The organism is Salinihabitans flavidus (genome assembly GCF_900110425.1).
Classification (GTDB): Bacteria; Pseudomonadota; Alphaproteobacteria; order Rhodobacterales; family Rhodobacteraceae; genus Salinihabitans; species Salinihabitans flavidus.
This window is the reverse complement of the sequence record NZ_FODS01000008.1, coordinates 20,181-31,647: the sequence shown is the minus strand read 5'-3', so window position 1 is coordinate 31,647 and position 11,467 is coordinate 20,181. Positions and strand designations below refer to the sequence as shown.

Here is an 11,467-nt window from a genome sequence, read left to right as displayed (position 1 = left end):
GCCCCTGCGCGGTTTGCCCTGTTGTGCCCGAGCATCGCGGCACTTGCAATCCATCCCGCCCCCGGCTTTGCTCTTTCGCGGCCAATTGTTAGCGCCTATGCTGACGCGAACCCGAACCGACAGCACCGGCAGGAGAAAGAGGGGAGAATGCGGCTGATTTGCCCGAACTGCGGCGCTCAATACGAGGTGCCGGACCAGGTGATCCCGCAGGACGGGCGCGACGTGGAATGTTCCAGCTGCGGCCAGACATGGTTTCAGGCCCATCCCGACGATGACGATGCGCTTTCCGGGGAAATCGGTGGTTCGGTGCCCGACGCGCCTGCAGATGACCCCTTTGAAGGGCCGGTGCAATGGCCACAGGAGCCGCCTGCGCCAGCCACGTCCGACGATGACGGCAGTGCGCCCGTGGCCGATGCGCCGCCGGAGACTGCCGTGGACGATGCGGGTTCGGAGCAAGCGCCCGATGACAGAACGTCACCTGTCCCCGACGACTGGGAGAGTGACGAGCCGCAGAGCGAGGCGGAAAGTTGGGAAGACCCCGCCACCGCCCATCAGAGTACGCCCCCGGCCGGAGCGGAGGATCACATCCCGGGCGAGGAGCCGGCCGCGCCCGGCGACGACGGCGGCGACACCCTGCCCCCGGACACCGACCAGCAGGAACGCCCCGCTGCGCCTCCCCGCCGCCGTCTTGACCCGGCGGTCGCCGATGTGCTGCGTGAAGAGGCTGAGCGCGAGGCCCGCGCCCGCGCCGAAGAGGCCGCCAGCGGCCTTGAGAGTCAGCCCGACCTCGGGCTCGACACCTCCGAAACGGAAGAAGACCGACGCGCCCGCGAAACCCGGCGGCGCATGAAACATCTTCGCGGCCTGCCCGACGACGCCCGCACGCCGGACGCCGAAATCGGAGCGGAGGCCATTCCCGCAAGCTCCCGGCGCGAGCTTCTTCCCGACATAGAAGAGATCAACTCCACCCTGCGATCCACCGAAGACCGCGCCCATGCCACGCGCATCGCACCTGTCTCGCACAGCGAAACATGGCGCCGGGTCGGGTTCCGGATCGGCTTCGGTTTCATGATGCTGATCGCGGCTGGTCTGATCTTCGCCTATCTCTACGCACCGTCCATCGCGACGTTTCAACCGCAATTCGCGCCGATGGTGGATCACTATGTGGCATGGGTGAACGACAGCCGGATCTGGCTCGACGATCAGGTGACACAGATGATGCTCTGGCTCGAAAGCAAGGCCGCCACCGCCAACGGCTGATCGCTCCCCCACTACGCCTCACCTTCACCTGATCTTAACACCTGCGCACCGAACGCAAGGTTAACCATGCGCTTCCACGCCATCGGTGCCGACGCGATACCGACAAAATACCGACGTTTTACCGACATGGGTTTTTCAGCGTTAACAATGGGTTGAGGTGATTCGCCTATTTGACGGGGATCGAGACCCGAAACTGCACCGTTTCCATACCCGGATTGACACCCGACAACTCCGCGTTGGATCGGTGATCATAGGACAGGCCAAACCGCACCCCCTTGGACGTCTCGTATCCAACCTCGACGCCTGAGCGAAACTGCACCGCATGACCAAGATCCGGCCCGCTGCCCTGACTGTAGAGCCCTGGCATCAGCGCCAGTTGCACATAGGCCCTGTCGCCCGCGAAACGCTGCGTCCAGGCCGCGCCTATTCCGATCCAGGCTGTTCCATCCGCCGTCAGAGACGCCCCGGCCACGGGCTGAAACGGGCCATAACGACGCCCGAAATCATAGCGCAGGTAAAGCTCCTTGCTGACCGTGGCTTTCTGGAAATCCACATCCCCTGCGGAGATGGAAAATCGTTCGGTTTCAGGGCTTTGCGCAAGACAACCGCCATCGCCGCAATGGTTGATCCCCATATCCGTCAACCCTGCGATAAGAAAAAGTGCCGCTAAAGTGCCGTCCATGATCCAGTCCCGTTTGTGACAAAGCCACGCATAGCGCAGCCCCGGTGGGGAGTCATCTCACACCCCGCGTTCCCCTCTCACACCTCGCCATCTGTTGCTTTCCGGTGGCACTATCGCAAACCGCCCTCGCGGGGCGCAGTCACGAAAAGGGATGACATCATGCTTGTCGCACGCAAGCCCGGCTACTTGCGGCGCAGGCGAATCACGACATCGACCTTTGCCACCTCGGCCCCGGCGGGGGCCTTCGGCAAGCGGGCGATCTCAAGCTCATCCTCGGGCGCATCGGTCAGTTCGCGGTCGTCTTCCCAGAAGAAATGCGGGTGATCATGGGTGTTGGTATCGAAATAGCTTTTCGTTCCGTCCACCGTGATTTCCTGCATCAAACCGGCATCGCAGAAGGCGCGCAGCGTGTTGTAGACGGTGGCGAGCGAGACACGCTCTCCGTGCGTGCGCACATCCGCAAACAGACTTTCGGCGGTGACATGCCGGTCGCGACCGTCGCCCACCAGAAGCGCGGCGAGCGCGACGCGTTGACGCGTCGGACGCAGCCCGGCCCGTGAAAGCCATTCGGACCCGGTAGTGCGCGCCTGTGGGGTCATTTCGTGATTTCCTTGCATCCTGCGCACTATAAGACCGCCCCGTCCCGGATTTCAATTGAAAATCAGTCGCAGAGCCACCTGCCCCGCGTTCAGTCACTCTTGCGGGACTGCTTGGCAGGGTGATATGGGGTCTGCAACCAAATTCTGGGACAATCTGAAACGATCAGAAAAGGGGCCGCCTGCATGGCCGAGTATCCGACCAGCTTCGACAAAGAGGATCTTCTCAAGTGCGCGCGCGGGGAACTTTTCGGCCCCGGCAATGCGCAGCTTCCCGAGCCGCCGATGCTGATGATGGACCGCATCACAGACATCAGCGCCGACAGCGGAGAGGCGGGCAAGGGCCATGTCGTCGCGGAATTCGACATTCACCCCAATCTGTGGTTTTTCAAGTGCCATTTTCCCGGCAACCCGATCATGCCCGGATGCCTGGGTCTTGACGGCCTGTGGCAGCTGACCGGCTTCAATCTCGGATGGCGCGGGATGACCGGACGTGGCATGGCGCTTGGCGTGGGAGAGGTCAAGCTGACCGGCATGGTCCGGCCCGATCGCAGGATGCTCACCTACTACGTGGACTTCACCCGCGTCATCGACCGCAAGATCAAGGTTGGGGTTGCCAATGGCCGGGTTGAGGCCGACGGTGAGGTCATCTATCAGGTCAAGGACATGAAGGTCGGCCTCTCCGAGGTCTGATCGTCCGCTCGACAAACGCGAAGGAGACCGCCATGCGCCGCGTCGTCGTCACCGGGTTGGGCATCGTATCGTCCATCGGGAACACTGCCGAGGAAGTCACCGAGTCACTGCGCGCGGGGGCCTCGGGCATCGAGGCCAGCCCCGAGATGGCCGAACACGGCTTTCGCAGCCAGATCGCGGGAACGCTCAAGATCGACCCGTCCGAGCATGTGGACAAGCGCACCCTGCGCTTCATGGGGCCGGGCGCGGCCTATGCCCATATCGCCCTGTCGCAGGCGATCGCCGATGCCGGACTGGAAGAGGCCGACATCGTGAATGAGCGCACCGGCCTTGTCGCCGGATCGGGCGGGCCGTCCACGAGCGCCATGCTGTCGGCGCATCAAACCGTACTCAAGACCGGGGCGACCAAACGGATAGGCCCCTTTGCCGTGCCCAAGTGCATGTCCTCGACAATCTCGGCCAACCTTGCGACGGCCTTCCGGATCAAGGGCATCAACTATTCGATCACCTCGGCCTGCTCCACCAGCCTGCATTGCATCGGCAATGCCACCGAACAGATCATGATGGGCAAGCAGGACGTGATGTTTGCGGGCGGCGGAGAAGAGCTGGACTGGACGCTGTCGTGCCTGTTCGACGCGATGGGGGCGATGTCATCGCGCTTCAACGATGCGCCGCAGAAGGCCAGCCGCGCCTTTGACGCCGACCGCGACGGTTTCGTGATCTCGGGCGGCGGCGGAATGCTCGTCCTCGAAGATCTCGATCACGCGCTGGCGCGCGGCGCGAAGATCTACGCCGAGGTGACGGGCTATGCCGCCACGTCCGACGGTCACGACATGGTTGCCCCCTCGGGAGAAGGGGGTGAGCGGGCCATGCGGCTGGCGCTTTCGACCCTGCCGGAGGATCGGCAGGTAAGCTATATCAACGCGCATGGCACATCGACCCCGGTGGGCGACGTGGGCGAGGTGGAGGCCGCGCGGCGGCTTTTCGGAGCGGGCCGCGTGCCGCCGATTTCCTCGACCAAATCCATGACCGGCCACGCGCAGGGCGCGGCCGGCGCGTTGGAGGCCATTTTCTGCCTTCTCATGCTCGACCGCGATTTCATCACACCGTCGATCAATGTCGAGACACTGGCAGAGGGCATAGAGCCAAGCGAGATCGCCACAGATTACGTGGCGGAGGCGGGACTCGATACGGTGATGACCAACAGTTTCGGCTTCGGCGGCACGAACGGCTCAATGCTGCTGTCACGTTTCAGGGGATGAATTGAAAATGATAAACGACTTGCACGGCAAGCGCGGCCTGATCATGGGCGTGGCCAATGACCGTTCCATCGCATGGGGGATTGCCAAAGCCATGCACGAGGCGGGGGCGGAACTAGCCTTCACCTATCAGGGTGATGGCTTCGGCAAGCGCGTGGCGCCGTTGGCCGCACAGGTCGGCAGCGATTTCATGGTCGATGTGGATGTGACGAACGATGCTTCTCTCGATGCGGCGTTCGATCAGATCAAGGCACGCTGGGGACAGCTCGACTTTCTGGTTCATGCCATCGCCTATTCGGATCGCAACGAGCTGACGGGCCGGTTCATCAATACCAGCCGGGACAACTTCAAGGCGTCACTCGACATATCGGCCTATTCTCTGATCGACGTGTCGCGGCGGGCCTATCCGCTGATGAAGGAGAATGGCGGCACGATCCTGACACTGACCTATCAGGGATCGAACCGGGTGGTGCCGAATTACAATGTGATGGGTGTCGCCAAGGCGGCGCTGGAAAGCGCGGTGCGCTATCTGGCCAACGATCTGGGCCCCGAGAAGATTCGCGTCAACGCGATCTCACCCGGGCCAATGAAAACCCTCGCCGGGGCGGCGATCGGGGGCGCGCGCAAGACGTTCCGCCAGACCGAGATGAACGCACCGCTGCGCGCCAACGCCACGCTGGAGGCGGTAGGCGGCACCGCAGCTTACCTCGCCTCGGACGCTGGCGCCTTCACAACCGGAGAGATCATCCGCGTCGATGGTGGTTATCACGTGCTTGGTATGCCGCAACCGGAATATCTCTGACGACATCTCCGGCCTCGCCGGCTGGCGCGCGCCTGGCCTTGACGGTCCTGACGCGCGCGCGAAACCAGTTCAATCGACCGAGACAAGCTCGATATTGAAGGTCAGATCCTGACCTGCGAGCGCGTGGTTGGCGTCCAGCGTCACAGCTTCGTCACCGATGGCGGCCACGGTGACCGGAACAACCTGCCCGCTGGGGGCTTGCATCTGAAGTTGCAGACCGACCTCAAGCGGGATCTCCTCGGGGATCTGTTCGCGCGGTACGTCCTGACGCGCCTCGGGGTTGACCTGACCGTAGGCCTCATCGCAGGGCACCTCGGCGGTTTTCTTTTCTCCCACTTCCATGCCATCCACGGCCTTTTCGAAGCCCGGGATCACCTCCCCCGCCCCAACCGTGAATTCCAGCGGATCGCGGCCTTCGGAACTGTCGAAGACCGTCCCGTCGTTCAGCTTGCCGGTATAGTGGATGCGGACGGTATCGCCCGATTTTGCAGCAGTCATATCGTATCCTGTTTGCTCTGCGTGTGTGCAGGCGGCTAAGTATTCCCACCTACTTGAAAGCCCGCACCGTAACGGGCGAGACTTGGAAACGCAAACAATCGGGCCCGGGGGGCGACAAGATGACAACCAAGATCTGCATCTTCGATGCTTATGGAACCCTCTTCGACGTGTCAGCGGCCGCACGAGAGGCCGCGGAGGAGCCGGGACGCGACGAGTTCGCGGTCCACTGGCCCAAGCTGGCGGAGCACTGGCGCGCCAAACAGCTTCAATACACATGGCTGCGCGCGATCACCGGGGCGCATACGGATTTCTGGAAGGTGACGGAAGACGGTCTCGACTGGGCGCTGGAGGCGGTGGGTCTTGATGGCGACGCCGAGCTGCGCACGCGGTTGTTGCAACTCTACCTTGAGCTATCGGCCTATCCGGAGGTGCCGGATATGCTGCGCGCGCTGAAGGCGCGGGACAGGCAAACCGCGATCCTGTCGAACGGCTCACCAAGCATGTTGGCCAGCGCGGTGGAGAGCGCGGGCATCGCGCCGCTTCTCGACGATGTGCTCAGCGTGGAAGATGTCGGCATCTTCAAGCCCGCGCGCGTGGTCTATGAGATGGTCGGCAACCGCTTTGGTTGCGCGCCCGAAGAGGTGCTTTTCGTGTCGTCGAACGGTTGGGACGCGGCCGGCGCGGCGGGCTTCGGCTTTACCACCGTCTGGGTCAATCGGGCGGGCGATCCGATGGATCGACTGCCATGGACCCCGACGCATGTGTTGCCGGACCTGACGACGATTCCGGAACTGATTCGCAACTGACCCACGGCCCAAGAACAACTGACAGGTATCCAAATGCCCAATTTCGACACGTCCGACGGCCTCACGCTCCACTATTCAGTGGAAGGCAACCCGCAAGGCGTTCCGGTGCTCTGCCTGTCTGGGCTGACGCGCAATACCAGCGATTTCAGCTATGTCACCCCGCATCTGGCCGATGTGCGGCTGATCAAGCTCGACTATCGCGGGCGGGGGCTCTCGGACTGGGCCGAGGATTACCTCAGCTACAACGTGCCGCGTGAATGCCGGGATGTGCTGGACCTGATGGACCACCTCGGGATCGAGCGTTTCGCGGTGCTGGGCACGTCGCGCGGCGGGCTCAATGCGATGACGCTGGGCGCCATGGTAAAAGAGCGACTTCTGGGGGTAGCATTCAACGATATCGGCCCGGTGCTGGAGACAGAGGGGCTTGAGGTCATCCTCGGCTATCTGGGGCGCAATCCGGGCTGGAAGAACTACCGCGAGGCCACGGCGGCCCGTCCGGGCGTCATGGCCGGTTTCGCCAACGTCAGCGCGGCGCGCTGGCGCGAGGAGGTGGAGAAATTCTATCATCAGACGCCGGACGGGCTGATCATCAACTACGACCCGCGGCTGCGCGATGCGGTGATCGAGGCTGGCACCCACGACGCGCCCGATCTGTGGCCCTATTACGAGGCGCTGGCCGATCTGCCCGTGGCGGTGATCCGGGGCGGCAATTCCGACCTTCTGAGCGAGGAAACCTTTGGAGAAATGGGCCGCCGTATTCCCAACGCGATCCTTGCCACCGTGCCGGACCGGGGGCATATTCCCTTTCTTGACGAACCCGAGGCGGTTGCGGCGCTGCGGGAATGGGTGGACCGGCTGAAGGCTTAGACACGGATGAACATCGAGATGATCCGCGCCGCGGCGGCGCGGCTTACGGGGCACGCGCGGCGCACGCCCCTGCTGTCGTCGCCCTTCCTTGACGAGATCGCGGGGCGGCGGGTCTGGGTAAAGGCGGAGTCGCTTCAGCATACCGGATCGTTCAAGTTTCGCGGCGGCTGGTCCGCCCTTTCGGCGCTGGGGGATGAGGCGCGCAGACGCGGGGTGATCGCTTACAGTTCCGGCAACCATGCGCAGGGCGTGGCGGCGGCGGCGCGCGAGCATGGCGCCCCGGCGGTGATCGTGATGCCGCAGGACGCGCCCGCGGTGAAGATCGCCAACACCCGCGCGCTCGGCGCGGAGGTGGTGCTATACGACCGCGTCGGCGGCGACAGCCGCGAGGCGATCGGAGGCGCCATCGCGGCGGAGCGCGAACTGACGCTGATCAAACCCTATGACGAGCCGCAGGTGATCGCCGGTCAGGGCACGGCTGGGCTTGAGATCGCGGCGCAGGCGGCTGAGGTCGGGGTGCGGCGCGCCGATGTGCTTGTGTGTTGCGGTGGCGGGGGCCTGAGCGCGGGGATCGCCCTCGCGCTGGAGGCCGAGGCGCCGGAACTTCGGGTGCGCACGGCAGAGCCGGAGGGGTTCGACGACACCGCCCGCTCGCTGCGCGCCGGGCGGATGGTGGCCAATGAGGCGCCTTCTGGAAGCTTGTGCGACGCCATCCTGACGCCGGAGCCGGGCGCGCTCACCTTTCCGATCCTGAGACGGCTGGCAGGGCCGGGGCTTTGCGTCAGCGATGACGAAGCGCTCCGCGCCATGGCGCTGGCCTTTGCGCGGCTCGGCCTCGTGCTGGAGCCGGGGGGCGCGGTGGCGCTGGCCGCCGCCCTGCTGCGCCGGGACGAGATCGAAGGCGATGACGTGATCGCGGTGGCGACCGGCGCGAATGTCGATCCGGCGCTTTATGCCCGGATGCTGCACACCCACGGTCAAAGCCCGGCCCGCACGGGGCATTGACCCCGGCGTGCTGTCGCGGCATGTCGCCGTCAGCCAAGGCCAAACGGCAAGAGAGAGGGTCAGAATGGGCCGCGACGCGATGCGGATGGTGGATGTCGGCGGGCATGCTCTGCACCTGCGCGAGGCCGGCGACCCGCGGGGCGCGCCGGTAGTCTTCGCTCATGCGCTTGGCACCGATCTGCGGATCTGGGACGCGGTTCTGGCGCATCTGCCCACTGGTCTGCGCCTGCTGCGCTATGACCTGCGCGGCCACGGGCTGTCGGATTGCCCGCCCGGCCCTTATGGTATGGGCGCCCTGGTGCGCGATGCCGAACGCCTTCTGGATGCGCTGAACGTGCGGGGCGCGGTCTTCGTGGGCCTGTCGCTCGGCGGGATGGTGGCGCAGGGGCTGGCGATCAAGCGGCTCGATCAGATCCGCGCGCTGGTGCTGTCGAACACCGCCACCAAGATCGACACCAAGGATATCTGGGACAGACGGATCGCAGAGATCCGGGCGGGCGGGATGGCCGCGCAATCGTCGGCCACGCTGGAACGGTGGTTCTCCCGCGATTTCCGCGCCGGCCCCGGCATGGCGATCTGGCGGAACATGCTGGAACGTCAGACGGTGGAGGGCTATACCGGCTGCGCCGCCGCCGTGGCGGGCACGGATTTCTACACGCCCACCTCGGGCCTGCGTCTGCCGGTGCTGGGGATCGCGGGGTCCGAGGACGGATCAACCCCGCCGGACCTTGTGCGCGAGACGGTGGCGCTCATCCCCGGGTCGCGGTTCGAGCTGATCCGGCGAGCGGGTCACCTGCCCTGCGTCGAGCGGCCCGTGACCTATGCGGCGCTGCTGACACGTTTCCTGAAGGAGATCGGCCATGTCTGAGATTGTCCTTGTTCACGGCTCCTGCCACGGCGCGTGGTGCTGGCGCGATCTGGTGCCACGTCTCGAGGCAATGGGCCATGAGGTCACAGCCATCGACCTGCCCGGCCACGGCGCCGACCCCACCCCGCCGTCGGACTGCACGCTGGAGGGCTGCGCGCGGGCGGTGGCCGATGCGATACCAGAGGGGGCGGTGGTGGTGGCCCATTCATGGGGCGGATACCCGGCGACGCGCGCGGCCGATCTGATACCGGGGCGCATAGGGCGGCTGATCTACCTCTGCGCCTATGCCCCCTGGGATGGTTATTCGCTGGCCGACATGCGCCGCGCTGCACCGCGCCAGCCCCTCATGCAGGCTGTGATGAAAGCCGCTGATGGCAAGAGCTTCATGATCGATCCCGAGCAGACGGGCGATGTCTTTTACCATGACTGCCCACCGGGCACCGTCGCCTATGCAAATGCGCGCCTCTGCCCGCAGGCGATCGGTCCGCAGGAAGAAGCGATCACGCTTGGCGCGGGCACGGCACAAGTGCCCAAATCCTATATCCGCTGCACCGAGGATCGCACCATTCCGCCAGAGTTTCAGATCACGATGACCGAGAGCTGGCCCGAAAAGGATGTCCATGAAATGCACACCGGCCATTCACCTTTCTTTGCCGATCCGGACGGGCTCGCCGCGTTGATCGACCGGATAAGCAGGGCATCGGCATGACGGCCTCAGTATTTGACAGCCCGCTTTACGCGAGGCTTTTCCCGACCGCAGAGGCCGGGCGCCTCTTTGCCCATTCCGCCGAGATCCGCGCCATGCTTCTGGTGGAGGGCACACTGGCCAAGGTGCAGGGTGAGATGGGGCTGATCCCCCAGGACAGCGCCTTCTTCATCCACCGCGCGGCGATGGAGGTGCAGGTCGATCCCGCCGGACTGGCCGAGGCGACGGGCCAGAACGGTGTTTCGGTGCCCGCGCTGGTGGCCGCCTTCCGCGCCGCGATGGAGGCGCCGGCACATGCGCAATACGTCCACTGGGGCGCGACCAGTCAGGATATCATGGACACGGGGTTGATGCTGCGGCTTCGGCAACTTCTCGCGCTGGCGGAAGATGATCTGCGCGCCATCCTGCGGGATCTGGGACAACTGGCAAGCGCCCATGCCACTCTGCCGATGGCCGCGCGCACATGGGGGCAGCATGCCACTGTGACCAGCTTTGGCGCGCAGGTGGCCGAATGGGGCGCGCCGCTGGCCGATCTTCTTGAAGAGCTTGAGGATCTGCGCGCGCGCGCACTTTTCGTCTCGCTGTCGGGCGCTGCGGGCACAAGCGGCGCGCTGGGACCGCGCGCGGCGCAGGTCCGCGTGGCGCTGGCCGAAGGTCTGAATCTGCGCGATCCGGGGCGAAGCTGGCATACCGACCGCGGCCCGGTGCTGCGCATTGCCGACTGGCTGGTGCGCACGGGCACGGCGCTTGGCAAACTCGGAGAGGATCTCTGCGCGATGGGGATGAGCGGGATCGACGAGGTGCGTCTGGAGGGCGGAGGTGCCTCTTCGACCATGCCGCAAAAGCAGAACCCGGTCGCCCCCTCGGCGCTGGTGGCGCTGGCGCGGCAGGGGCACGGGCTTCAGGCGATCCTGCAAAGCGGCGCAATGCAGCGGCATCAGCGCGACGGCGCGGCATGGATGACCGAATGGCTGACCCTGCCGCAGCTTTGCCTTGGCGCGGCGAGCGGTTTGCAGATCGCGCGGCAGATCGCCCCGCAGATCGCCCCGCAGGAAGGCGCGATGCGCGCGACGGTCACAGGCGGGCAAGAACTGATCCATGCCGAGGCGCTGAGCTTTGCGCTGGCCGCGTTCTTGCCGCGCCCCGAAGCACAGGCGGAGGTCAAACGTCTGTGTCGTGAGGCCGGGGAAAGCGGCGCGGCGCTGTCGGCGCTGGTGGCACGCGATTTCCCCGATCTCGACCGCGAAGTGCTGTTCGACCCCGCCCGGCAGATGGGGCTCGCGCCTCAGATCGCGTGGAGTTTCGCCGACCGCGCGACAGACCTCTAGGCCGCGCATTCACCCCATCGGCTCCCGGCCCGGCGCAATCGGTCAAATTCCTGCTTGCAGCCCCAACCCCACCCGGCGCAGGCTGCTAAAAAAACGA

At 65.1% G+C, this 11,467-nt stretch carries 13 protein-coding genes; 10 read left to right on the top strand and 3 right to left on the bottom strand.

Features of this window, described 5'->3' with window-relative positions; all coding sequences use genetic code 11:
• The first annotated feature begins 147 nt into the window (after window positions 1–147).
• Entirely contained in the window at window positions 148–1,260 is a 1,113-nt protein-coding gene (locus tag BMW66_RS20580) for a zinc-ribbon domain-containing protein (protein WP_245729407.1), read from the top strand.
• Between the two features lie 166 nt (window positions 1,261–1,426).
• Here the strand turns inward: BMW66_RS20580 and BMW66_RS08545 are convergent, their stop codons facing one another.
• Together BMW66_RS08545 and irrA are read right to left on the bottom strand one after the other, a co-directional pair.
• Entirely contained in the window at window positions 1,427–1,942 is a 516-nt protein-coding gene (locus BMW66_RS08545) for an acyloxyacyl hydrolase (RefSeq protein ID WP_093117461.1), read from the bottom strand.
• A gap of 182 nt (window positions 1,943–2,124) precedes the next feature.
• Window positions 2,125–2,541 carry an iron response transcriptional regulator IrrA gene (gene irrA / locus BMW66_RS08540; RefSeq protein ID WP_093117459.1) on the bottom strand — a complete coding sequence of 139 codons (417 nt, stop codon included), beginning with the start codon at window positions 2,539–2,541 and terminating at the stop codon, window positions 2,125–2,127.
• A gap of 183 nt (window positions 2,542–2,724) precedes the next feature.
• Between irrA and fabA the strand changes: the two genes are divergently transcribed.
• The 3 genes from fabA to BMW66_RS08525 are packed head-to-tail and all read left to right on the top strand — an operon-like array spanning window position 2,725 to window position 5,292.
• Entirely contained in the window at window positions 2,725–3,231 is a 507-nt protein-coding gene (fabA, locus tag BMW66_RS08535) for a bifunctional 3-hydroxydecanoyl-ACP dehydratase/trans-2-decenoyl-ACP isomerase (protein WP_093117457.1), read from the top strand.
• 32 nt (window positions 3,232–3,263) lie between these two features.
• Window positions 3,264–4,493, top strand: a complete 1,230-nt coding sequence (locus BMW66_RS08530; protein ID WP_093117455.1) for a beta-ketoacyl synthase N-terminal-like domain-containing protein — start codon at window positions 3,264–3,266, stop codon at window positions 4,491–4,493.
• A gap of 7 nt (window positions 4,494–4,500) precedes the next feature.
• The gene (locus tag BMW66_RS08525) at window positions 4,501–5,292 is read left to right on the top strand and encodes an enoyl-ACP reductase FabI (protein WP_093117453.1); all 792 of its coding nucleotides are present in this window, start codon (window positions 4,501–4,503) and stop codon (window positions 5,290–5,292) included.
• Between the two features lie 69 nt (window positions 5,293–5,361).
• Here the strand turns inward: BMW66_RS08525 and BMW66_RS08520 are convergent, their stop codons facing one another.
• Complete coding sequence (locus BMW66_RS08520; protein WP_093117451.1) at window positions 5,362–5,790, bottom strand: FKBP-type peptidyl-prolyl cis-trans isomerase; 429 nt, start codon at window positions 5,788–5,790, stop codon at window positions 5,362–5,364.
• A gap of 119 nt (window positions 5,791–5,909) precedes the next feature.
• On the opposite strand from BMW66_RS08520, the gene BMW66_RS08515 reads away from it, so the two are divergent.
• The 6 genes from BMW66_RS08515 (at window position 5,910) to BMW66_RS08490 (ending at window position 11,370) form a co-directional block, all read left to right on the top strand.
• On the top strand, window positions 5,910–6,596 hold the full coding sequence (locus tag BMW66_RS08515; RefSeq protein WP_093117449.1) for a haloacid dehalogenase type II: 687 nt from the start codon (window positions 5,910–5,912) through the stop codon (window positions 6,594–6,596).
• 33 nt (window positions 6,597–6,629) lie between these two features.
• Complete coding sequence (locus BMW66_RS08510; protein WP_093117447.1) at window positions 6,630–7,463, top strand: alpha/beta fold hydrolase; 834 nt, start codon at window positions 6,630–6,632, stop codon at window positions 7,461–7,463.
• 6 nt (window positions 7,464–7,469) lie between these two features.
• A complete protein-coding gene (locus BMW66_RS08505) occupies window positions 7,470–8,468 on the top strand; it encodes a threonine ammonia-lyase (RefSeq protein WP_093117445.1) in 999 nt (332 codons plus the stop codon).
• A 79-nt stretch (window positions 8,469–8,547) separates the two neighbouring features.
• Window positions 8,548–9,336 carry a 3-oxoadipate enol-lactonase gene (gene pcaD, locus BMW66_RS08500; protein ID WP_093117653.1) on the top strand — a complete coding sequence of 263 codons (789 nt, stop codon included), beginning with the start codon at window positions 8,548–8,550 and terminating at the stop codon, window positions 9,334–9,336.
• A complete protein-coding gene (locus BMW66_RS08495) occupies window positions 9,329–10,045 on the top strand; it encodes an alpha/beta fold hydrolase (protein ID WP_093117443.1) in 717 nt (238 codons plus the stop codon). The genes pcaD and BMW66_RS08495 overlap by 8 nt, the downstream gene beginning before the upstream one ends.
• Window positions 10,042–11,370: a lyase family protein gene (locus BMW66_RS08490; protein WP_093117441.1), complete on the top strand. Its 1,329-nt coding sequence runs from the start codon at window positions 10,042–10,044 to the stop codon at window positions 11,368–11,370. The genes BMW66_RS08495 and BMW66_RS08490 overlap by 4 nt, the downstream gene beginning before the upstream one ends.
• Window positions 11,371–11,467 lie beyond the last annotated feature (97 nt).